Source organism: Curtobacterium sp. KBS0715 (assembly GCF_005938005.2).
GTDB classification, from domain to species: Bacteria; Actinomycetota; Actinomycetes; order Actinomycetales; family Microbacteriaceae; genus Curtobacterium; species Curtobacterium flaccumfaciens.
In genome coordinates this window covers 2,340,666-2,362,672 of sequence record NZ_VCCA02000001.1, presented here as the reverse complement: position 1 = coordinate 2,362,672, position 22,007 = coordinate 2,340,666, and the positions used below count along the sequence as shown (strand labels likewise).

18 protein-coding genes are annotated in these 22,007 nt (G+C 70.4%); 5 read left to right on the top strand and 13 right to left on the bottom strand.

Annotation, left to right across the window (positions count from 1 at the left end):
- Window positions 1-109: 109 nt before the first annotated feature.
- The 4 genes from acnA to dut all read right to left on the bottom strand — a co-directional run bounded on the left by acnA (window position 110) and on the right by dut (window position 5,113).
- Window positions 110-2,926, bottom strand: a complete 2,817-nt coding sequence (acnA, locus tag FFG40_RS11290) for an aconitate hydratase AcnA (RefSeq protein WP_027465472.1) — start codon at window positions 2,924-2,926, stop codon at window positions 110-112.
- 128 nt (window positions 2,927-3,054) lie between these two features.
- The gene (locus FFG40_RS11285; RefSeq protein ID WP_138803240.1) at window positions 3,055-3,870 is read right to left on the bottom strand and encodes a DUF3159 domain-containing protein; all 816 of its coding nucleotides are present in this window, start codon (window positions 3,868-3,870) and stop codon (window positions 3,055-3,057) included.
- A gap of 32 nt (window positions 3,871-3,902) precedes the next feature.
- Window positions 3,903-4,625 carry a DUF3710 domain-containing protein gene (locus FFG40_RS11280; RefSeq protein ID WP_232536646.1) on the bottom strand — a complete coding sequence of 241 codons (723 nt, stop codon included), beginning with the start codon at window positions 4,623-4,625 and terminating at the stop codon, window positions 3,903-3,905.
- Window positions 4,622-5,113 carry a dUTP diphosphatase gene (gene dut, locus FFG40_RS11275; protein WP_138803239.1) on the bottom strand — a complete coding sequence of 164 codons (492 nt, stop codon included), beginning with the start codon at window positions 5,111-5,113 and terminating at the stop codon, window positions 4,622-4,624. The genes FFG40_RS11280 and dut overlap by 4 nt, the downstream gene beginning before the upstream one ends.
- A gap of 63 nt (window positions 5,114-5,176) precedes the next feature.
- Here dut and FFG40_RS11270 point away from each other — a divergent pair, with 63 nt between their 5' ends.
- Window positions 5,177-5,608, top strand: coding sequence for a DUF3093 domain-containing protein (locus FFG40_RS11270; protein ID WP_110859581.1), 432 nt, complete (start codon window positions 5,177-5,179; stop codon window positions 5,606-5,608).
- A 128-nt stretch (window positions 5,609-5,736) separates the two neighbouring features.
- On the opposite strand, the gene FFG40_RS11265 is transcribed toward FFG40_RS11270, so the two are convergent.
- The gene (locus FFG40_RS11265) at window positions 5,737-6,036 is read right to left on the bottom strand and encodes a DUF4193 domain-containing protein (RefSeq protein WP_017886098.1); all 300 of its coding nucleotides are present in this window, start codon (window positions 6,034-6,036) and stop codon (window positions 5,737-5,739) included.
- Window positions 6,037-6,334: 298 nt separating this feature from the next.
- On the opposite strand from FFG40_RS11265, the gene sepH reads away from it, so the two are divergent.
- Window positions 6,335-7,363, top strand: coding sequence for a septation protein SepH (gene sepH / locus FFG40_RS11260; protein ID WP_185974166.1), 1,029 nt, complete (start codon window positions 6,335-6,337; stop codon window positions 7,361-7,363).
- A gap of 33 nt (window positions 7,364-7,396) precedes the next feature.
- Here sepH and FFG40_RS11255 read toward each other — a convergent pair whose 3' ends face one another.
- Entirely contained in the window at window positions 7,397-8,563 is a 1,167-nt protein-coding gene (locus FFG40_RS11255; protein WP_185974165.1) for an alkaline phosphatase family protein, read from the bottom strand.
- A gap of 43 nt (window positions 8,564-8,606) precedes the next feature.
- Between FFG40_RS11255 and FFG40_RS11250 the strand changes: the two genes are divergently transcribed.
- Window positions 8,607-11,093 (top strand): DNA topoisomerase (ATP-hydrolyzing) subunit A, encoded by a 2,487-nt coding sequence (locus FFG40_RS11250; RefSeq protein ID WP_138803236.1) that lies wholly within the window; start codon window positions 8,607-8,609, stop codon window positions 11,091-11,093.
- A gap of 167 nt (window positions 11,094-11,260) precedes the next feature.
- Here FFG40_RS11250 and FFG40_RS11245 read toward each other — a convergent pair whose 3' ends face one another.
- The gene (locus FFG40_RS11245) at window positions 11,261-13,387 is read right to left on the bottom strand and encodes a type IIA DNA topoisomerase subunit B (protein ID WP_071244557.1); all 2,127 of its coding nucleotides are present in this window, start codon (window positions 13,385-13,387) and stop codon (window positions 11,261-11,263) included.
- Between the two features lie 167 nt (window positions 13,388-13,554).
- Here FFG40_RS11245 and FFG40_RS11240 point away from each other — a divergent pair, with 167 nt between their 5' ends.
- Window positions 13,555-13,779 carry a hypothetical protein gene (locus FFG40_RS11240; RefSeq protein WP_017886093.1) on the top strand — a complete coding sequence of 75 codons (225 nt, stop codon included), beginning with the start codon at window positions 13,555-13,557 and terminating at the stop codon, window positions 13,777-13,779.
- Window positions 13,780-13,850: 71 nt separating this feature from the next.
- Here FFG40_RS11240 and FFG40_RS11235 read toward each other — a convergent pair whose 3' ends face one another.
- From FFG40_RS11235 to FFG40_RS11210, 6 genes are all read right to left on the bottom strand, one after another.
- Window positions 13,851-14,306, bottom strand: a complete 456-nt coding sequence (locus FFG40_RS11235) for a hypothetical protein (protein WP_138803235.1) — start codon at window positions 14,304-14,306, stop codon at window positions 13,851-13,853.
- A gap of 127 nt (window positions 14,307-14,433) precedes the next feature.
- The gene (locus tag FFG40_RS11230; protein WP_138803234.1) at window positions 14,434-15,207 is read right to left on the bottom strand and encodes a type 1 glutamine amidotransferase; all 774 of its coding nucleotides are present in this window, start codon (window positions 15,205-15,207) and stop codon (window positions 14,434-14,436) included.
- Window positions 15,204-16,463, bottom strand: a complete 1,260-nt coding sequence (locus FFG40_RS11225; RefSeq protein ID WP_138803233.1) for a MurT ligase domain-containing protein — start codon at window positions 16,461-16,463, stop codon at window positions 15,204-15,206. Before FFG40_RS11225 ends, FFG40_RS11230 begins: the two co-directional genes overlap by 4 nt.
- Window positions 16,464-16,469: 6 nt before the next feature.
- A complete protein-coding gene (locus FFG40_RS11220) occupies window positions 16,470-17,729 on the bottom strand; it encodes an RNA polymerase sigma factor (RefSeq protein ID WP_138803232.1) in 1,260 nt (419 codons plus the stop codon).
- A 193-nt stretch (window positions 17,730-17,922) separates the two neighbouring features.
- Window positions 17,923-19,242 carry a nitrate/nitrite transporter gene (locus FFG40_RS11215; protein ID WP_111057239.1) on the bottom strand — a complete coding sequence of 440 codons (1,320 nt, stop codon included), beginning with the start codon at window positions 19,240-19,242 and terminating at the stop codon, window positions 17,923-17,925.
- Between the two features lie 157 nt (window positions 19,243-19,399).
- Window positions 19,400-20,329: a proteasome assembly chaperone family protein gene (locus FFG40_RS11210; protein ID WP_138803231.1), complete on the bottom strand. Its 930-nt coding sequence runs from the start codon at window positions 20,327-20,329 to the stop codon at window positions 19,400-19,402.
- Window positions 20,330-20,405: 76 nt separating this feature from the next.
- Here FFG40_RS11210 and FFG40_RS11205 point away from each other — a divergent pair, with 76 nt between their 5' ends.
- The gene (locus FFG40_RS11205) at window positions 20,406-21,896 is read left to right on the top strand and encodes a leucyl aminopeptidase (protein ID WP_138803230.1); all 1,491 of its coding nucleotides are present in this window, start codon (window positions 20,406-20,408) and stop codon (window positions 21,894-21,896) included.
- Window positions 21,897-22,007: the final 111 nt, after the last annotated feature.

The window sequence follows — 22,007 nt, the reverse complement described above, 5'->3', positions numbered from 1 at the left end:
CTACCAGGTGACGGACTGGAGGCCCGTGGCGGTGTCGCCACGGGCCTCCGGTCCGATCTGTGGTCGCGTCAGCGACCCGTGCGCACGACGCTCCTGTCGTTCAACGGGCTCAGACGAGCGAGCGGAGCACGTACTGCAGGATGCCGCCGTTGCGGTAGTAGTCGGCCTCGCCGGGGGTGTCGATGCGGACGACCGCGTCGAACTCGATCGGCTGCTTGCCGGCCGGCGAGTGCTCACTCGGCGTCGCGGTGACGTGCACCGTCTTCGGGGTGCGGCCCTCGTTCAGCTCGGTCAGCCCGGAGATCGACACGACCTCGGTGCCGTCGAGCCCGAGGGACTCGACCGTCTCGCCCGCCGGGAACTGCAGCGGGACGACGCCCATACCGATGAGGTTCGAGCGGTGGATCCGCTCGAAGCTCTCGGTGATGACCGCACGGACACCGAGCAGGTTCGTGCCCTTGGCCGCCCAGTCACGGGACGAGCCGGAGCCGTACTCCTTGCCACCGAAGATGACGAGCGGGATGCCCTGCTCCTGGTAGTGCTGCGAGGCGTCGTAGATGAACGACTGCGCACCGTCCGGCGTCGTGAAGTCACGGGTGTAGCCGCCCTCCACGCCGTCGAGCAGCTGGTTGCGCAGACGGATGTTCGCGAACGTGCCGCGGATCATGACCTCGTGGTTGCCGCGACGCGAGCCGTAGGAGTTGAAGTCCTTGCGGTCGACGCCGTGCTCGGCGAGGTACTGGCCGGCGGGGCTGTCGGCCTTGATCGAACCGGCCGGCGAGATGTGGTCGGTCGTGACCGAGTCGCCGAGCTTCGCGAGCACCCGGGCGCCGGAGATGTCCGACACCGCGTCGGGCTGCATCGTCATGCCCTCGAAGTACGGGGGCTTCCGGACGTAGGTCGACTCCTGGTCCCACTCGAAGGTGTCGCCGGTCGGGGTCGGCAGGTTCTTCCAGCGGTCGTCGCCCTCGAACACGGAGCCGTACTCGTGGGTGAACATCTCGGTGTCGATCGACTCGTCGATGACCTGCTGCACCTCGGCCGCGTCGGGCCAGATGTCGGTCAGGTAGACGTCGTTGCCGTCCTGGTCGGTGCCGAGGGCGTCCTTGTCGAAGTCGAAGTGCATCGACCCGGCGAGGGCGTAGGCGATGACCAGCGGCGGGGACGCCAGGTAGTTCATCTTGACGTCGGGGTTGATCCGGCCCTCGAAGTTGCGGTTGCCCGAGAGCACCGCGGTGACGGCGAGGTCGTTGTCCTGCACGGCCTGCGAGATCTCCTCGGGCAGCGGGCCCGAGTTGCCGATGCAGGTGGTGCAGCCGTAGCCGACCGTGTAGAAGCCGAGCTGCTCGAGGTAGGTGGTGAGACCGGCCTTCTCGTAGTAGTCGGTGACGACCTTCGACCCGGGTGCGAGGGTGGTCTTCACCCAGGGCTTCGCGGTGAGGCCCTTCTTCGCGGCGTTCCGGGCGAGGATGCCGGCGGCCATCATGACCGACGGGTTCGACGTGTTCGTGCACGAGGTGATCGCGGCGATCGCGACGGCACCGTGGTCGATGGTGAACGGGTCGGCCCCGTCCATCGCGACCTTCGTCGGCGCCGAGGCGGTCGACGGCGCGCTCGACACGTGCACGTGCTCGTGCAGCGCGGTGTCCTCGTTGGTCGAACCGGCGGCGATCGGGTCCGAGGCCGGGAACGTCTCCTCGACCGCGTCGTCGAGGTCGGTCTGCTCGGACGGCGTCGTGTAGTTGTTCAGGTCGAGCTCGAACTGGCTCTTCGCGTTCGTGAGCTCGATGCGGTCCTGCGGACGCTTCGGGCCCGAGATGGAGGGCACGACCGTGGAGAGGTCGAGCTCCATGTACTCGGAGTAGTTCGGCTCGACCGAGGCGTCGTGCCACAGCCCCTGGGCCTTGGAGTACGCCTCGACCAGGGCGATCTGCGCCTCGTCGCGACCGGTCAGGCGCAGGTAGTCCAGCGTGACGTCGTCGACCGGGAAGATCGCCGCCGTCGAACCGAACTCGGGCGACATGTTGCCGATGGTGGCGCGGTTGGCGAGCGGGACGGCGCCGACGCCCTCGCCGTAGAACTCGACGAACTTGCCGACGACGCCGTGCTTGCGGAGCTCCTGCGTGATGGTGAGCACCACGTCGGTCGCGGTCACGCCGGCCGGGATCTCACCGGAGAGCTTGAAGCCGACGACCTTCGGGATGAGCATCGACACGGGCTGGCCGAGCATCGCGGCCTCGGCCTCGATGCCGCCGACGCCCCAGCCGAGCACGCCGAGGCCGTTCACCATCGTGGTGTGCGAGTCGGTGCCGACCAGGGTGTCCGGGTACGCGTAGGTCTCGCCGTCGAAGTCACGCGTGTAGGTGACCTTCGCCAGGTACTCGATGTTCACCTGGTGGACGATGCCGGTGCCCGGCGGGACGACCTTGAAGTCCTCGAACGCGGTCTGGCCCCAGCGGAGGAACTGGTAACGCTCACCGTTCCGCTCGTACTCGAGGTCCGTGTTGCGCTGCAGGGCGTCCGTGCTGCCGAACAGGTCGGCGATGACGGAGTGGTCGATGACCATCTCGGCCGGGGACAGCGGGTTGATCTTGTTCGGGTCGCCGCCGATGTCCGCCATGGCCTCGCGCATGGTGGCGAGGTCGACGATGCACGGCACACCCGTGAAGTCCTGCATGACGACGCGCGCCGGCGAGAACTGGATCTCGGTGTCGGGCTCCGCGTCGGGCCGCCAGGAGCCGAGCGCCCGGATCTGTCCCTCGGTGACGTTCTTGCCGTCCTCGGTGCGGAGGAGGTTCTCGAGCAGCACCTTCAGGCTGTAGGGCAACTTCTCGTGCCCGGGAACCGAGTCGATCCGGTGGATCGCGTAGTCGACACCCCCAACCGACAGTGTGTCCTTCGAGCCGAAGCTATTGACTGCAGCCACCGTGCCGCCTCCCTACTGATCGGTTTGCCCTCATCCTCGCGGGCCGTGGACCGTCCCACCAGCAAGGCAAACCTAATCCCGAGAACGCGTGCGCGCCCTGCGAGAACTATCTTGATGTCGAGAGAACTCTACACCGGGGCGACGTCGTCGCGTCGGACGAACACGGTGCGGACCAGCAGCCACGTCACCCAGAGCACCGCCGCGTACAGCGGCACGCCGAGGATGAGCTTCAGCCCGGCGAGCAGTTCGACCTGCGCCGTCAGGTACAGCGGGACCTCCACCGCGAGCCGGACCGCGAACAGCCCGACCCAGATCCAGGTGGCGACCGTCAGCACGCGGCGCTTCACCGGGTCGGCGCGCCAGTCGACGTGCGAGCCGTCCTCGTTCGCCGGCAGCAGGAAGCCGACGACGAGCCCGATGAGCGGCCAGCGGATCGCCAGCGTGATCAGCAGCCCGACGAGCCAGACGGCGTTGATGACGATCCCGGGGATGAAGTTGCTCTCCGCACGGCCGGTGATGAGCGCGAGGCCGGCCGAGACCGCGACGCCGAGGATGCCCGCGAACGACATCGTCACCGACTGCCGCTGCAGCAGCCGGAGCACCACGAACACCAGGCCGACCGCCACCGGGATCACGACGCTCGGCACGAGCTCCTTCGTGATCGCGTAGACGACCAGGAACGCGAACCCGGGCAGCACCGACTCGGCGAGGCCGCGCACCCCGCCGACCGCGCCGAGCAGCGCCCGGCCGGACGGCGCCTCACCGGGCGCGACGCGGGCGATGCCGGCGTTCTGCACGGCGTCGCGGAACTGCGCGGAGAAGGACGGTGCCACCGACGGCTCGGCCGCCGGCGCCACCTTCGGCACCACCGACGGCTCGACTGCCCGTGCAGCGGGGTCGGAGCCAGCCGTCTCGGGTCGTGGGGTGTCGTCGTGGTCCGGCACCGTGCCTCCAGGCGGGGTTGGTCGTCAGTCGGTCAGATCGCGGTCTGCGTCGACTTGGGCATGTGCAGCGGGATGAGGTCGCGCGGCGGCATCGGAGTCGTGCCGCGCACGACGACGACGCTGCGGAACAGCTCCTCGATCTCGCTCGCGTCGTCGGGCTGCTCGGCGGCCTTGCCGGCGATCACGCCGCGCAGGAACCAGCGCGGGCCGTCGACGCCGACGAAGCGGGCCGGACGGGAGCCGGCGGTGCCCCCGTCGCCGTCCACGGCGACCGGGACGGACGCGCGGAGCTCGGGGCCGAACGGGCCGTCGACCTCGGTCACGACACCGCCCTGGCGCTCGATCTGCTCGGCGATCTGGGCGCGGATCTCGTGCCACAGGCCGGTGGACCGGGGCGCCGCGAACGGCTGGACCTGCAGCGTGGACTCGTCGTAGTCGAGCCCGACCGCGACGACGCGCTGCGAGCCCTCTTCGACCTCGAGACGCAGGTGCAGGCCCTCGCGCGGGAGCACCTTCACCCCACCCAGGTCGACGTAGGGGCGGACCAGGTTCGCCTCGGTCTCGTCGTGCGGGCCGTTCTCGGCCCGGTCCTCCGGAGCGGACTTGTCCGTCGGGGCGACCGCGTCGACCTCGTCGAGGTCCGCGTCGGCATCCGTCGCGATGTCGACCTCGGGGGACGTGTCCGCGACCTCGATGTCGTCGGTGACGGCGTCCGCCACCTCGACCTCGTCCCGCTTGCGTCGGCCGAACTTCATGCGCGCGTTCCTTCCTGAGCGTCTGCGGCGGCACCGGTCACGGCGTCGCTCCGGTCACCGTAGCCCGACGAGCCGAACCCGCCCTGTCCGCGGACGCTGTCCGGCAGGTCGTCGACCCGGGTGTAGGTCACCTGCGGCACCGGCATCACGATCAACTGGGCGATGCGGTCGCCGACGTGCACCTCGTACGGTTCCGTCTGGTCGGTGTTGAGCAGGGCGACCTTGATCTCCCCGCGGTAGCCGGAGTCGACGGTTCCGGGGCTGTTCACGATCGTGATGCCGTGCTTCGCAGCCATGCCGCTCCGCGGGACCACGAACGCGGCGTACCCATCGGGCAGCGCGATGCGCAGACCCGTGGCGGCCAGGTGTCGTGCCCCCGGCTGCAGCACGAAGGCCTCGGTGGAGACGAGATCGGCACCCGCGTCGCCGGGGTGGGCGTGGCCGGGAGCGTGCTCCCCGGTCCAGAGGACGTCGACTGGTTCGGTCACGTGACGAGGGTAGTGCAGCCGTGACCGTTCCGTGACCTCGCTCGCTCGTGATCGAATGGACCCGTGACCCTGTACCGCGAACGACTCTGGGCCCCGCCCGCCCTCTACCTGGCGACGGCGCTCGTCATCCCCGCCACCCTGCTCGTCTTCCTCCCCATCAGCGTCCTGGCCGGCGTCCTCGTGGCGATCGGGATGGAGCTCGGGGTCCTGGTCCTCCTGTGGGCACTCGCACCCACCATCGAGGTCACCGACACCGAGTTCCGCGCGGGCAAGGCACACCTCCCCCGCACGCTCGTCGGCACGACCGAGGCGTTCGAGGGCGCAGCGGCCACCGAGCAGCGCGGGCCGGCACTCGACGCCCGCGCGTGGACGCTCTTCCGCGGCTACGTGCGCGGGGTCGTCAAGGTCGAGGTGCGCGACGACGCGGACCCGACGCCCTACTGGCTGGTCAGCGTCCGGCACCCGGGCAAGGTCGTCGAGGCGCTGCGGTCCTGACGGACCGCAGTCCACGGCCTGGAGGCGCGGCTCGGCCCCGCCTCGCAGCGCACGACGAAGGCCCCGCATCCCTGGAGGATGCGGGGCCTTCGCTGATCGTTGCGTCGAGGACGACGCGGCTGTGTTCGCTAGAGCGACGCGCACTCCGCGCAGACCGGTCCGAGCTTCGACTCGTGGTCGAGCTGGGAGCGGTGCTTCACGAGGAAGCACTCGACGCAGGTGAACTCATCGACCTGCGGGGGCAGCACCACGACGTCGAGGTCGACGTCGCTGAGGTCCTGCCCGGCGAGTTCGAAACTGCCGGGGTTGTCGGAATCATCGTCGACGACCCCCGACATCTTGTCGGGAACGCGCTCCTTGAGGGCCTCGATCGACTCCGAGTCGGAGTTGTCGTCGGTCTTCCGGGGGGCGTCGTAATCGGTGGCCATGCCCATCCATTTCTCGTATCGAGAGGTCGTCGCCGGGTGATCGGCGGCGACAGTTTGCACCACGCCCCGCCAGAGCGCAAACCGAGTGCTGCGGCGGGTCGTGCTGGCTGTGCAACCCACGACCGGAACCGGACATTCCCGACACCCGTTGCCGGAGCGCCGCGTGCCCGGGATCGGCCGTGCGGATGTCCGCGGCACGCCCGTGCGCCTCCCCGGAAACCGCTCGTCGTCCCTGCATACTCACGGGGTACGACAGCAGGACCGTACGCGACGCTGGGAAGGCGGAACCATGCAAGACGTGAGAGTCATCGGAGTCGAGTCCGGCGCACTCCTCCTGGCGACCGACGGCGGCACCGAGTTCCGGTTGCCCGTCACGTCGTCGCTGGCAGGCCAGGTGCGCCAGGCGAACCCCGACGCCGGTCCGCAGAAGCGGGTCTCCCCCAAGGACGTCCAGGCACGCATCCGTGGCGGCGCCGACGCCGCCGACGTGGCCGCCGCGCTCGACGTCGACGTCGAGTACGTCCGCCGCTTCGAGGGCCCGGTCCTCGCCGAGCGTGCCTTCATCCTCGACGCCTCGCACCGCGTGCCGGTCACCCCGGTCGACGGCGAGTCCCCCGACACCTTCGGCCCCGCGATCACCGCGAAGCTCGAGGCCGGTGAGGCCACCGCGATCACCTGGGGCTCGTGGAAGCACCCGGAGAGCGGGTGGCAGGTCCGCGTCCGCTACACCGCGGGCGAGGTCGAGCACGACGCCCAGTGGCACTTCGACCCGAAGACCTCGACCCTCGCGCCGGACAACGGTGACGCCCACCGGCTGTCGCACACCGACGACGAGGGCATCGCCCCGCGCCTGCGCGCGGTCGAGTTCGAGCAGCAGGACGACGACGGCACCCGCTTCGACTCCGGCGCCTTCCGCGTCGACGAGCCGGAGCAGCCGGCCGCCGAGCCCGAGCCGTCCCAGCACGCCCCACTCCGCGCACCGCTGCCCCGTATCGGCCAGGCCGCCGTGGAAGAGCGCGCTCCCGGCAACGAGACCGCCGACCTGCTCGAGGCGCTCCGCCGTCGTCGCGGGGAGCGCGAAGCAGCGTCCTTCGGCGAACAGCGCGACGAGCCCGCCCGCGGGACCTCCATCAGCGTCGTCGACATCCCGCTGCAGGGCTTCGAGGACGGCGGCGCGCACGACACCGCACCGCAGTCCTCCGACGTCCGTCCCGCCTCGGCGCCGGAGTCCGAGAGCCGTGGCGAACGCAAGAAGCGCAACCGTCGCTCGATGCCGAGCTGGGACGAGATCGTCTTCGGCACCCGTCCGGACGACGACCCCGCCTGATCAGCACGTGCACCGACCGTCGGCGCCGACGTCCTAGTGGGCGAACGCGCCGGCGAGCCGGAGCGGCACGATCGTCTCCTCGTCGGTCATGGCACCGTGCTGGCCGATCATGCGCTTCGGCGTCTCGTCCTCGCGCAGGGCACGGTCGTCGTTGAACGCCCACGAGCCGCGCGCCACGACGAGCACGTCACCGATGCGCGGCACCACCTGGTCGGACACGTGCCCGAACCACCCGGCCTCGATCGCCTCGGCACGGCTGGCGACGTACACCTTCTTGCCGTAGCGGGCCCGGAACGCGCCGACGAGGGCGCGCACGTCGGTGCCCGGTGCGACGGTGAGCTGGCGGCAGCGCGGGTCACCCGCGACGCCGACCACGTCGGTGAGCAGCAGCGGGTCGATGGCGATGTTCGCGTGGTCCGGCACGTCGAGCACGCCGTGGTCCGCCGTCACCAGGACCCCCACGTCGTCGGCGCTGCGGGCGTCGAGGCGGGCGAGTTCGCCGTCGAGCAGCTCGAGGGCGGCCGTCCACCGGTCGGACTGCCAGCCGTACTTGTGCCCGATCGAGTCGAGCTCCGGCACGTACAGGTAGACGAGCGAGCGGCCGCTGGTGGTCTCGGCCAGTGCGGCGTCGACGCGCTGGGCAACGGTGTCCGCCGACACGTACCGGGCTCCGCCGAGCACGTTCGCGGTCATCCCGGACGAGCGGTAGCGGTCCGGCCCGACGACGACGGGGTCGAGTCCGAGCTCCGCGGCCCGGGTGAACAGGGTCCGGGTCAGGAACCAGTCCGCGGGCACCTCGGTGTCCCAGCCGCCCAGCAGGTTCATCACGGCACCGGTGTCCGGGTTCCAGCCGCTGTACCCGACGACGCCGTGGGTGCCGGGCGACCGGCCGGTGGTCAGGGTGCTCAGGGCGGCCGCGGTCGTCGTCGGGAACCCGCTCCGCAGCTTCTTCGCGGTGCCGGTGCCCTTCGCGCCGGTCAACCAGCGGGCGTGCCCGGCGCGCGCCGCCAGCGCGGCGGAACCGAGGCCGTCGACCAGCACGACGATCGCCGAGCGGGCGGGGCGGAGGGTGATCCGGGCCTCCAGGCCGTCGTTCCGCAACCACGCGTCGTCCGCAGCGCCGAGCGCCACGAGGCAACTCGGGAAGACGTCGGCGAGGTTCGCGACGGCGTCGGGGGCCGTCGGTACGCTTGTTCCCATCCCACGAGTCTTCCAGACGACTCCGGTTCTCCAGAAAGGTGCCATGGCACGCACGGACGTAGTCGGCCTGCCCGACGGTGAGCGCATCGAGGACGTCGACGTCTCCGAGGAGATGCAGGGCTCCTTCCTCGAGTACGCGTACTCCGTCATCTACTCGCGGGCGCTGCCCGACGCCCGCGACGGCCTGAAGCCGGTGCAGCGTCGCATCCTGTACCAGATGGCCGAGATGGGGCTGCGACCCGACCGCGGACACGTCAAGAGCGCCCGCGTCACGGGCGAGGTGATGGGCAAGCTGCACCCGCACGGTGACGGCGCGATCTACGACGCGCTGGTCCGCATGGCCCAGCCGTTCACGATGCGCGTGCCGCTCGTCGACGGCCACGGCAACTTCGGCTCCCTCGACGACGGCCCCGCTGCCGCCCGGTACACCGAGGCGCGGCTCGCCGAACCGTCGATGGCGATGACCGAGGGCCTGGGCGAGGACGTCGTCGACTTCGTCCCGAACTACGACAACCAGATCATGCAGCCGGGCGTGCTCCCGGCGGCGTTCCCGAACCTGCTCGTCAACGGCGCCTCCGGCATCGCGGTCGGCATGGCGACGAACATGGCGCCGCACAACCTCGGCGAGGTGGTCGAGGCGGCGAAGCACCTGCTCATGAACCCGCAGGCCACCCTCGAAGAACTCATGGAGTTCGTGCCCGGCCCCGACCTGCCGTCCGGCGGCACGATCGTCGGGCTCTCCGGTGTCCGCGACGCCTACGCGACCGGCCGTGGTTCGTTCCGCACCCGCGCGAAGGTGAGCGTCGAGAACCTCACCCCGCGCAAGGTCGGGCTCGTCGTCACCGAGCTGCCCTACCTGGTCGGCCCCGAGCGTGTGATCGAGAAGATCAAGGACGGCGTCCAGTCCAAGAAGCTCGTCGGCATCTCCGACGTCAACGACCTGACCGACCGCAACCACGGGCTCCGGCTCGTCATCGGCATCAAGAGCGGCTTCAACCCCACCGCCGTGCTCGAGCAGCTCTACAAGCACACCCCGCTCGAGGACGGCTTCGGCATCAACAACGTCGCGCTGGTCGGCGGGTCACCGCGCACCCTCGGGCTCCGCGAGCTGCTCGACGTCTACGTGCAGCACCGGCTCGACGTCGTCACCCGCCGGTCGCAGTACCGGCTGGCACGACGCAAGGAACGGCTGCACCTGGTCGAGGGCCTGCTCATCGCGATCCTCGACATCGACGAGGTCATCCAGGTCATCCGCACCTCCGACGACTCCGAGGCGGCCCGAAACCGCCTGCGCGACGTCTTCGACCTGTCCGAGGTGCAGGCCGAGTACATCCTCGAGCTGCGCCTGCGCCGCCTGACGAAGTTCTCGCGGATGGAGCTCGAGGCCGAGCGCGACCAGCTGCTCGCCGACATCGCTGCCCTCGAAGAACTGCTGGCATCCGACGAACGACTCCGCGCGCAGGTCGCCCTCGAGCTGACCGAGGTGTCCGACAGGTTCGCCACCCCGCGCCGCACGCTGCTCACCGAGGCCGACGCCCCGGTGAAGGGCGGTCGGAAGGCCGCGGTCGACCCGGAGTCCCTGCAGATCGCCGACTCCCCCTGCCGCGTGCTGCTCTCGACCACCGGACGGCTCATCCGCGTCGACATCCCGACGTCGGAGCTCGGCATCGTCCGCGTGCCGAAGCGCTCGAAGCACGACGCCGTCCGCTCCGCCGTGGTGAGCACGGTGCGGGGACAGATCGGCGCGATCACCTCGACCGGGCGGGTCCTCCGGCTCTCCCCCGTCGACGTCCCCGCCGTGCCGCCAGCCGCGGTCCGGCTCGACGCCGGCGTCCGGGTCACCGACTTCCTGGCGCTCACCAAGGGCGAGACCGTCGTCGCGATCGTCGACCTGTCCGGCGCGTCGTCGGACTCGCTGGCGATCGGCACCGCACACGGCGTGGTGAAGCGCGTCGTCGCGGGTGCATGGCCCGACAAGCCCGAGTTCGTCGCGATCGGCCTGAAACCCGGCGACCACGTGGTCGGTGCTGCGCAGGCGCCCGAGTCCGACGACCTGGTGTTCATCAGCTCGAACGCGCAACTGCTGCGGTTCCCGGCGTCCGTCGTCCGCGCGCAGGGGCTGCCCGCCGGTGGTGTGGCCGGCATGGCCCTCGCCGACGGCGCCTCGGTGATCTGGTTCGGCTCGGTCGCACGCTCCGACGATGCCGTGGTCGCCACGGTGTCCACCACCTCCACCGCGCTGCCCGGCACCGACGCCGGTCGCGCCAAGGTCTCCGCGCTGTCGGAGTTCCCGGCAAAGGGCCGTGCCACGCAGGGTGTCCGGGCGCACGCGTTCCTGAAGGGCGAGGACGGGCTCACGGTGGGCTGGGCGGGCATCGCGCCGCCACACGCCGTCGGCACGGACGGCGCCGCACGGACCCTGCCCGACTGGCTGTCGAAGCGCGACGGTTCCGGCGCCCCGCTCGAGGCGGTCATCGGCTCGATCGGTGGCAGCGCAGCGACGCTCGACGGCACCGCCGGCGAGGCCTAGGCGCGCGCTGGCGTCCGCCGCGTTTCGCGCCTGGCGACACCTCACGGCCTGCGACACCCGTGAGGTGTCGCCCAGCGCGTGAGAACGCAGGGCGCACGGTCTGGAGGCGCGGGGCGGCGCCGTCACGGGCCTCCCGTCCGCAATCGCCGTGTCGCGGACGCGGCGCGCTACGCGTCGATGCGGTCGCGGTCCAGGCCCTCGCCGGCCAGGATGAACTCCTTGCGCGGCGCCACGTCGTTGCCCATGAGCAGCTCGAACACCTTCGCTGCACCCTCGGCATGGGTCACGTTCACCCGACGCAGGGTGCGGTGCGCGCGGTCCATCGTGGTCTCCGCGAGCTGGTCGGCGTCCATCTCGCCGAGGCCCTTGTACCGCTGGATCGGCTCCTGGTACTTCTTGCCCGTCTTCTCGAGCTTCTTCAGCACCGTCTGCAGCTCCTGTTCGGAGTACGTGTACAGCGTGTCGTTCGGCTTGCCGCGGTTCACCACGACGACCCGGTGCAGCGGCGGCACGGCGGCGAAGACCCGGCCCTGCTCGATCATCGGCCGCATGTACCGGAAGAACAGCGTCAGCAGCAGCGTGCGGATGTGGGCGCCGTCGACGTCGGCGTCCGACATGATGATGATCTTGCCGTAGCGCGCCTGGTCGATGTCGAACGTACGGCCCGAACCGGCGCCGATGACCTGGATGATCGACGCGCACTCGACGTTCGAGAGCATGTCCGACACGGACGCCTTCTGCACGTTGAGGATCTTGCCGCGGATCGGCAGCAGCGCCTGGTACTCGCTGTTGCGGGCGAGCTTCGCGGTGCCCAGCGCCGAGTCGCCCTCGACGATGAAGAGCTCCGTGCCCTCGGTCTCCTGCGAGCGGCAGTCGGCGAGCTTCGTCGGCAGCGAGGAGTTCTCGAGCGCGTTCTTGCGGCGCTGCGTCTCCTTGTGCGCCCGCGCCGAGATGCGGGTCTTCATCTCGGACACGACCTTCTCGAGCAGAGCGGCCGACTGTGCCTTCTCGGTGCGCTGCGTCGAGGTGAGGATCTCGGTGATGCGCTTCGACACGACCTGGTCGACGATCTTCCGGACCGCCGGGGTGCCGAGGATCTCCTTCGTCTGCCCCTCGAACTGCGGCTCGGGCAACCGCACGGTCAGCACGGCGGTCATGCCGGCGAGGACGTCGTCCTTGTCGAGCTTGTCCTGCCCGACCTTGAGCTTGCGCGCGTTCGCCTCGACCTGGGCACGGACGGCCTTGACGACGCCCGACTCGAACCCGGCCTGGTGGGTGCCGCCCTTCGGCGTCGCGATGATGTTGACGAAGCTGCGGAACACGGTCTCGTAGCCACTGCCCCAGCGGAGCGCCAGGTCGACCTCGCACTCGCGCTCGACCGAGGTGGAGACCATGTGACCCTTGTCGTCGAGCATCGGCACGGTCTCGGTGAAGGTGCCGGTCCCTTGCACGCGCCAGACGTCGGTGAGGGGGCTGTCGACGGCGAGGTGCTCGACGAACTCGCCGATCCCGCCCTCGTACCGGAAGCGCTCGACCACCGGCCCGGCGGCCACGGTGGTGCCCGTCGCCTCGGCCCGGGCGGCCGCGGCGTCGATCGACGCCGCGCGCTCGTCGGTGATGGTGATGCCGAGCCCGGGCACGAGGAACGCGGTCTGCCGTGCACGGGTGACCAGGTCGTCGGTGCTGAACCGGGCGTCGGCGGTGAAGATCTGACGGTCCGCCCAGTAACGGATCCGGGAGCCGGTGACACCCTTCTTGACCTTGCCCACCACACGCAGCTCGCTGCCCGAGGTGAAGGGCGCGAACGGAGCGTCCGGGCCGATGCCCTTGCTGTCGTCGAAGATGCCCGGCTCGCCGCGGTGGAACGACATGGCGTAGGTCTTGCCGCCCCGGTCGACCTCGACGTCGAGGCGCTCCGACAGCGCGTTCACGACCGAGGCGCCGACGCCGTGCAAGCCACCCGAGGCCGCGTACGACCCCGAGCCGAACTTGCCGCCGGCGTGCAGCTTGGTGAACACGACCTCGACCCCGGTCAGGCCGGTCTTCGGTTCGACGTCGACGGGGATGCCCCGGGCGGTGTCCCGGACCTCGACCGAGCCGTCGGCGTGCAGCACGACACCGATCTCGTCGCCGTGCCCCGCGAGGGCTTCGTCGACCGAGTTGTCGATGATCTCCCACAGGCAGTGCATGAGGCCCCGGGAGTCCGTCGAGCCGATGTACATGCCCGGACGCTTCCGGACCGCCTCGAGCCCTTCGAGGACGGAGAGATGGCGTGCGGAGTAGTCGGAGCTCACCGTCGGAGTTTACCGAGCGGCACCGACAGCACCGTGTGGACACTCGCACTGGGGCCAAGCGATCCGCGCTGAGCGAAACAGGGCCCGACAATGCGTCGCTCTCAGGCATCACGTGTTGAAATGGTGCAACCACCCGGCACCACCTGCGATCCGTGAGGAGCACAGCAATGACCCAGACCGTGCAGGACCCCTCCATCGACGAAGTCAGCAACCACCAGCTGACCGCCGCCGACCGTTGCGACAGCTGCGGGGCGCAGGCCTACATCCGAGCCACCATGTCGAGCGGCGAGCTCTACTTCTGCGCCCACCACGGCGCCGAGTTCAAGGACAAGCTCGCGGCGACCGCCATCGAGTGGCACGACGAGAGCAGCCGACTCTACGAGTCGAAGTAGTCGCGACCGACACACGGACAGGAGGCGCGGTGCCAGCTGGCACCGCGCCTCCTGTTTGTCTGCAGCCCGGTTCAGAACGAGCGGTTGAGCATCCAAGCGACGCCGCGGTAACTGTTCGGCCCCCACACTCCGTCGATCGGACCGCTGTACCGGCCGTGAGCGGCCGCCCAGTGCTGGAGCGCTGCGACCGTGTCTGGGCTCTCCCAGTTGGGGATGCTGTTCCCGTAGAAGTGGCCGCGCACGATGAGCTGAATCGCCACACTCTGCCACGAGTTCGGCCCCATCACGCCGTCGATGGGCCCCGCGTACCCGGACCCGGCCATGCTGCCGAAGCACTGGAGTCGCTTGTAGAAGATCGTGCCGGGTACCCCGTCCGACTCGGTCGTCGTCGTCGGCACTGAAGTGCACGCGGAGCTGATCCGCGTCGTCGCGGCCTCCGCCGGAGCCGTCTGGGCGACCGTGCCGGCAGTGGTCAGGGTCACGATGAGTCCACCGACCAGGGCGAGGACGAGTTTGTTATGGTGCATGGAGCCTCCTTTGTCGACGTTCAACATGTCAGATGTTGAATCCGAGAGGACGCTCTTGGCAACTGTTGCCATTCGTGCGCATGCAGAAGGCCGGGCCCCGTCGGGACCCGGCCTTCTGCTTCGTTCGTCAGGCGATGCGCTTGAACGCCTTGTCGACGTAACGGTCGACCGTGGCGCGCGCTTCACGTGCGTAGCGGTCGATGGTCGCCGTCTGCTCCGCGTCCGGCGCGTACTCGCGGCCCAGCCGTGCGGTGGCCGCGGCGAGGACACCGTCGGTCAGCTGCGGGTTGAGCGGCAGGATCGGACCCTGCGTGTGCGTGCCGAACGACGTGCCGACGATCGCACCCTCGACCGGGGCTCCCGCCTGGTTGCCACCACCGGACACGACGTCGGCGAACGGGCTGACCCCGGCCGCGAGCTCGATCGTGGTGGCGTGGTCCTCGAAGCCGGCGAGTCGCTTCGGTGCTCCGGAGAGCAGCGGGTACCGGGTCTCGAGCACGAAGTAGTTCACCCGGCGCTCGGCACCGCGGACGGCACGGGCGTCGAACACGCCGAACCCGGCGAGCGGCGCACCCTCGGTCGGCACGACCTCGTTCGTCGCCAGGTCGAACCCACCGCCGACCGCGATGACCGGTACACCATCGGTCGCGAACGCACGGAGCGCACCGCCGATGCGGGTGACGTCGTCGCCCAGGGAACGCATCGCACTGAGCGGTCCGTTGCCGATCACGACGACGTCCGCCGCGGCCGGGAGCTCGTCACCCGGCGCGTACTCGAGGACCTGTGTCTCGATGCCCGCAGCGGCCGCACGGCGCACCAGGGCCGCGACGTTGCCACGGTCGCCCGAGACGCCCATCTGCCGGGGGTAGACGTGCAGGATGGTCAGCCGGTCGGCCGTCATGCGGTCTTCTCCATGTCCGGGTGGCCCAGGGCCTTGCGGGCGATCATCATGATCTCGTAGTTGACGATGAAGTTCTTCGTCCCGCGGGTCGTCGAGCCGAGCTGCTCCATGTGCTTGATGGCTGCTTCGACGTCGGGCTCGACCCGGCCGATGCGGACACCGGCGTGCTCGAGCGCGATCGCGATCTGCCACGCCTTGTCACCGGAGACGACGTCCACGTGGTCGAGCTTCGAGAAGTCGATGTCGTAGATCCAGGAGATGTCGGGCGTGCCCTCGTCGATCGCCATGAGGACCTGCTCGGGCTGGTCCGGCAGGGCGTCGAGGTTGAGCTGCAGGCTCGCGGCGTTCTTGAACATCGTGAACTCGGCGGACTCGCCCGCGATGGGGAGTCGCTCGCCCCGGCCGTACGCGGGCTTCATCGTGCCGAAGGCCTTGGTCACGGCGTCAGCGCGGAACTGCGCACCGAGCGCCGCACTCGCCGTCGCGGTGGCCGCAGCGGCGTCGACCGCGTAGTGCAGACCGCGGGCGGGCAGGCGGACCGGGATCTCGGCGCCGTCGAAGCGGATCGTCGCGCCGTCACCCGTGTGGGCCACGACCTCGGCGTCGGCGGTGTGCTGGGCACGGTCACCGGCGTCGAACGAGTCGGCGTTCTGCAGACCGTTCGGTGCCGCGGCGATGACCTCGTCGCTCGCACCGAACCGCAGGACGCGCTGCCCGGGGGTGCCGGAGTAGCCGTCGAGGAACTGGTCGTCGTGGTTCGTGATGACGTTCGCCGTCGACAGTGCGGCGGTGTCGAGCATCATCGTCGCCACGCGCTCGGTCTCGAAGAACCGGTACAGCTGGTCGACCTGCACGTTGAGCATCGTCACCGTCGAGGGCGACAGGATGCCGGCGAGCTCGACCGCGAAGGCCTCGTCGACCTCGAGGATGCCGATGTCGGCCTTGAGCCGGCCGGTCAGCGAGACCTCGGACAGCAGGGCCGACGCGATGCCCTGCGGCAGGTTCGCACCGGACGGGTTCGTGAAGACCCGAAGCGCGTGCGCCCGGACGATGTCCGAGATCATGTGCGTCGTCGTCGACTTGCCGTTCGACCCGAGCACGAAGACGACGCCGTTCGGGAACTGCTTCGTCACGTGCTGCAGGAAGTCCGGCACGAGCTTCAGGACGATGTACCCGGGGTAGGCGGACCCGCCGCCCCTCGCACGGGCGAGGGCACGGAGGATCCGCCCGATCAGGATCGGGATGAAGAAGCGCATGCCGGCTTACTCGAGGTAGTCGCGCAGCGACTGCGACCGTGACGGGTGGCGGAGCTTCGCCATCGTCTTGGACTCGATCTGACGGATGCGCTCGCGCGTCACGCCGAACGTGTCACCGATCTGGTCGAGGGTCTTCGGCTGGCCGTCACCGAGGCCGAAGCGCATGCGGATGACGCCCGCCTCGCGCTCGGACAGGGAGTCGAGCAGGCTCTCGAGCTGCTTCTGCAGCATCGTGAAGCCCACCGCGTCGGCTGGCACGACCGCCTCGGTGTCCTCGATGAGGTCACCGAACTCCGAGTCGCCGTCCTCGCCCAGGGGCGTGTGCAGCGAGATCGGCTCGCGGCCGTACTTCTGGACCTCGACGACCTTCTCCGGGGTCATGTCGAGCTCGCGGGCGAGCTCTTCCGGGGTGGGTTCGCGACCGAGGTCCTGCAGCATCTGCCGCTGCACGCGGGCGAGCTTGTTGATGACCTCGACCATGTGCACCGGGATGCGGATGGTGCGGGCCTGGTCGGCCATGGCACGGGTGATGGCCTGACGGATCCACCACGTCGCGTAGGTCGAGAACTTGAAGCCCTTGGTGTAGTCGAACTTCTCGACCGCACGGATCAGGCCCAGGTTGCCCTCCTGGATGAGGTCCAGGAACTGCATGCCACGACCGGTGTAGCGCTTCGCGAGCGAGACGACCAGGCGGAGGTTCGCGCCGAGCAGGTGCGACTTCGCACGCTGACCGTCACGGGCGACCCAGCGCAGTTCACGCTCGGCGGGCTTCGAGAGCCCCGTCGCGTGCTGCAGCTTGTCCTCGGCGAACAGGCCGGCCTCGATGCGCATCGCGAGCTCGACCTCCTGCTCGGCGTTGAGCAGGGCGACCTTGCCGATCTGCTTCAGGTAGTCCTTCACCGGGTCGGCGGTGGCACCCGTGATGGTCGTCGAGTAGACCGGTGCCTCGTCGTCGTCGGTCTGCGAGATGACGAGCGCACCGGCGGCGACCGCCGCAGCGGCGTCCGGCTTGGCCGTCTTGTCGTCGGTGTCGTCGGCCTCGTCGGCCGGCTCCTCGACGGGCTCGTCGGAGGCGATCGCCTCGTCGACGGCGTCGGTCTTCTTCGCCTTGGGCGCAGCCTTCTTGGCGGGCGCCTTCTTGGCGGGGGCCTTCGTGGCGCGCTTCTTCGGCGCTGCGGTGCCCTCGGTGTCCGTGGCGTCCTCTGCCACAGCGCCCTCGGGCTCGGTGTCCTTCGTGGGATCGATCGTCGTGCTCCGGGCAGCCATGCGATCACCTCTCTCGTCGTGCCACGTTCGTGGGGTCGTGGCCTCCCTCGCCGCCCAGGTCCCGCGCCGCAGTCCCCCGCGTCGTACGAGTCCTACCGTTCCGGGCAGCACTAGGACCCATGTCAAGTCCCCCGAGTTCACCGGCGCACCGAAGTGCTCCGACAGACAGGGGTCCCGAACGGGTCCGTGATCATTATTGCACGTGCCGCTTCCGCAGGCGTGCAACGAGTGCAACCCAGAGTGGCCCGACGCGTATTCCCTCTTCCGAGTGCAGCACGCGGCGGGTCCGACGGCGGGCGTGCAGGAGCATCCCGACGCCGAAACCGACCACGACGTACTGCACCGTGAGGGCGATCCGGAAGTTCTCCCAGGCGAACACCGTGGTACCGGTGGCCCGTGCCGCCGCGTCGAGGACGACGCCGATCAGGTACATCATCACGAAGGCCGCCAGGAACCCGCCGACGTTCACCACTCCGTTCGCCGAGCCGAGCGAGCCGACCGGGTTGAAGGTCCGGGCGAAGTCGAAGCCGATGAGCGAACCGGGCCCGCCGATCCCCATCGCGACGACGAGCAGCACGAGCAACCACGTCGGCGGGTGCCCGGGCCAGAGCAGGATCGCCGTCCAGAGCACCGCGAGCAGGACGACCACGCCGAGCACCAGGTTCGACCGGCGCATCGGGAACCGTGCGCAGAGCACACCGAGCACCGGGCCGGCGACGAACCCGACGACCACGATGATCGTGAGGAACCCCGCCGCCTCACCCGGGGAGTACCCGAGCCCCCGGAGCATCGGGACACCCCACAGCAGCGAGAACACCGTGCCCGAGGACTGCGTGACGTAGTGCGACCAGAACCCGAGCTGCGTGCCCGGGCGGCGGAGCGCGTGCCCGAACGTGCTGAAGGCGGCACCCCACGAGTGCGGCAGCGGGATCGTGTCCGTCCGCACCGGCACGGGACCGTTCCGCACGAAGACCGCGGCGAGCACGAGACCGACGGCACTGGCCGCGGCCGCGACGCCGAACGCCGGGGTCCAGCCGACGGTGTGCAGGAGCACCGCGAACGGGAACGCCGACAGGATCTGGCCGATCTGCCCGAGGTTGCCGGTCCACTGCGAGATCTGCGGCAGGATCCGGCCGCTGAACCACATCGGCACCAGGCGGATCACCGAGATGAAGGTCATCGCGTCACCGGCGCCGACGAGCACCCGCCCCGCGATGGCCGGTCCGATCGACGGGGACACGGCGACGATCGCCTGTCCGACGACCAGCAGCGCGGCGCCGAGGAGCACCAGCCGTCGGGGGCCGACGCGGTCGAGGGCGATCCCCACCGGGATCTGCAGCCCCGCGTAGACGGCGATCTGCACGACGGCGAGGGTCGACAGGACGGCGGCGGAGACGGCGAACCGGTCCTGCGCGTCGACACCGGAGACCCCGAGCGAGGACCGCTGCACCACGGCGAGGACGTACGCGAGGACCGCGACGCCCCAGATCAGGAAGGCACGACGGGAGTTCACCGGACCAGGCTACCGACGCGTCCCCGCCTCGATACGCGACGAGCGTCGTCGAGGTGCGTCACGTCGTGCGGGCGACCGGAGGACGGCCTGGAGGCGCGGTGCGGGGCCGCCACGGGCCTCCAGGCCGTCTTTTCGGGGCGTCCGGATCCCGCGACGGTCAGTCGGTCGCGTCGCCCTGGGTGCGCCTGTCGGCCAGGAAGCGCTCGAGCTCGGCCGCGATCGCGTCCGCGGTCGGCACCTCGCCGTCGACGCCGGTCAGAGGCGACCCAACGGGGTTGCCCTCCATGTACGTGTCGTGCCGCTCCTCGAGCACGGAGACCAGGCGCTGCAGCTCGGGGTTGCCGGCCACCTGCTCCTCGACCCGGGTCAGGAACTCGCGACCCGACTCGCGCAGGGCGTCGGTCGGGAAGATGAGCCCGGTCGCGGCGGCGATGCCGGACAGTGCTGCGACGGCGGCATCGGGGAACTCGGTGTCGGACAGGTAGTGGGGCACGAGCAGCACGAGCCCCGTGACCTGCGCGCCCGTCTCGGCGAGGCGGTGCTCGACCAGGTGCAGGACGTTCGCCGGCGCCTGGGTCTCGGGCTTCCAGACGCTCATCTGCTCGACGAGGTCGGCCCGGGTGCCGGAGACGGTGAGGCTGATCGGACGGGTGTGCGGGACCGGCATCGGGATGGACTGCACCCACGTGGTGTCGGCCACCTGCAGGTCGGCGGCGAGCCCGGTGACGGCGCGGACGAAGCGGTTCCACTGGAAGTCCGGCTCGTAGCCCGACAGGAACAGGAACGGCTGGCCGATCTCGTCGCGCACCAGGTGCAGGGCCAGACGGGGCGGCTCGACGGCGCTGATGTGGTCGTGCTCGAAGGTGATGACCGGGCGACGGGCACGCCAGTCGAGCAGCACGTCGGGGTCGAACTCGGCGACGAGCTCGGTGTCGAGGTCCTCGAGGATCGAGTTCGTCACCTGCGCGACGGCCGATCCAGCATCGGCGAAACCGGTCAGGCCGGCGATCAGGTGCAACCCTGCTGGCACGGTCGGGGCGTCCGCGTCGAACGTGTAGAGCTCCTCGGGGTGGTTCACCGTCCCCATGCTAGGCGGGGCCTCCGACCTCCCCGGTGCGCGACGACCACGCCGACAGCGAACAGGCCGTCGGTAGGGTTGGAGCATGGTCCGACCGACGCTCTCCACCACCAGTTCACCCCCCGAGACCACCACCGCCGACGTGCTCGTCGTCGGGGTCCGTCCGGGCTCGTCCGGCGAGGCCGACAACACCGCGGTGCTCGCCCCGACCGCCCTGGGCACGCTCGACGCCCTCGCCGGCCTCGACCTCGCCGCGATCGGGGTCACCGGGGCGAAGGACCAGCTCGTCCGCCTGCCCGCCACCGGCGTCGGTGCGAAGTCGGTCGCGCTGATCGGGCTCGGGTCCGCCACGGGTGCCGCGGCGATCCGCGCAGCGGCCGGCAGCGCCGTCCGCCAGCTCCCCCGCGTCGACTCGATCACCCTCGCCCTGCCGACCGACTCGGCCGAGCTCGTCGACGCCGCCCTCGAGGGCGCGGCGCTCGGCGCGTACGCCTTCACCCGGCACAAGGGCTCCGGCACCAAGGCCCCGGCCCGCGGCGACCAGCGCATCGAGGTCGTCGCCCCCGCCGAGGTCGCCGCCGACGCCGCCGTGCGCCCCGCGATCGTCGCCGACGCCGCGTCGCTCGTGCGCGACCTCGTGAACACCGCCGCGGGCGACCTCGGGCCGCAGGACGTCGCCGACGTCGCGACCGGGTTCGCCTCGGACCTGCCGCTCACCGTCGAGGTCCTCGACGAGCAGGCGCTCGAGGAGCAGGGCTTCGGCGGCATCCTCGGCGTCGGCCGCGGTTCGGCGCGTCCGCCGCGACTGGTCGTCGTCCGGTACGCACCCGAGTCCGCCACGAAGCACCTCGCCCTCGTGGGCAAGGGCATCACCTTCGACTCGGGCGGCCTCTCGCTCAAGCCCGCGGCGTCCATGCTCGGCATGAAGACCGACATGACCGGTGCCGCCACGGTGCTCGCCGCGACCGTCGCCGCCGCTCGCCTCGGACTCGACGTGCGCGTGACCGCGTGGCTCGCCCTCGCCGAGAACATGCCCTCCGGCACCGCGACCCGCCCGGGCGACGTCCTGACGCTGAAGAACGGCACCACGGTCGAGGTCACGAACACCGACGCCGAGGGCCGCCTGGTGCTCGGCGACGGGATGGCCGCCGCGTCGCTCGAGCAGCCCGACGCGCTCGTCGACGTCGCCACGCTGACCGGCGCCCAGGTCGTCGCGCTCGGCGACCGCACCACCGGACTGATGGGCAGCGACGACCTCGTCGCGAAGGTCCGTGCCGTCGCCGAGGGCGTCTCGGAGCCGATCTGGCCGATGCCGCTGCCCGAGGAGCTCGAGGCCCGGCTGTCCAGCGACGTCGCCGACATCGTCAACGCCACGGTCGGCAACCCGGCCGGCGGCATGCTGCTCGCGGGCAAGTTCCTCGAGCGCTTCGCCGGTGAGGGTGTCCCCTGGGCGCACCTCGACATCGCGGGTCCGTCGGAGAACAAGGGCGGCGGGTACGCCTGGTTGGGCAAGGGGGCGACGGGCGTGATGGTCCGGACGCTCATCGCTCTCGCAGAAGACCTCCAGTCCGAGTAGTAGGTTTGGTACCGGTGGGAACGGCGCACCGACGCGCCTCCCACCGGTACTGCACGGGACGGGACCGGAACCACGCGGTCCGACCGTCGGACGCCGCCCTCCGCGGTGTCC

Bases quoted from the DNA above. Each gene is read 5' to 3' on its own strand.
- FFG40_RS11280 (WP_232536646.1), bottom strand. From the start codon at position 4,625: ATGAAGTTCGGCCGACGCAAGCGGGACGAGGTCGAGGTGGCGGACGCC.
- FFG40_RS11265 (WP_017886098.1), bottom strand. From the start codon at position 6,036: ATGGCCACCGATTACGACGCCCCCCGGAAGACCGACGACAACTCCGAC.
- FFG40_RS11255 (WP_185974165.1), bottom strand. From the start codon at position 8,563: ATGGGAACAAGCGTACCGACGGCCCCCGACGCCGTCGCGAACCTCGCC.
- FFG40_RS11250 (WP_138803236.1), top strand. From the start codon at position 8,607: ATGGCACGCACGGACGTAGTCGGCCTGCCCGACGGTGAGCGCATCGAG.
- FFG40_RS11240 (WP_017886093.1), top strand. From the start codon at position 13,555: ATGACCCAGACCGTGCAGGACCCCTCCATCGACGAAGTCAGCAACCAC.
- FFG40_RS11235 (WP_138803235.1), bottom strand. From the start codon at position 14,306: ATGCACCATAACAAACTCGTCCTCGCCCTGGTCGGTGGACTCATCGTG.
- FFG40_RS11230 (WP_138803234.1), bottom strand. From the start codon at position 15,207: ATGACGGCCGACCGGCTGACCATCCTGCACGTCTACCCCCGGCAGATG.
- FFG40_RS11225 (WP_138803233.1), bottom strand. From the start codon at position 16,463: ATGCGCTTCTTCATCCCGATCCTGATCGGGCGGATCCTCCGTGCCCTC.
- FFG40_RS11220 (WP_138803232.1), bottom strand. From the start codon at position 17,729: ATGGCTGCCCGGAGCACGACGATCGATCCCACGAAGGACACCGAGCCC.
- FFG40_RS11210 (WP_138803231.1), bottom strand. From the start codon at position 20,329: ATGGGGACGGTGAACCACCCCGAGGAGCTCTACACGTTCGACGCGGAC.
- FFG40_RS11205 (WP_138803230.1), top strand. From the start codon at position 20,406: ATGGTCCGACCGACGCTCTCCACCACCAGTTCACCCCCCGAGACCACC.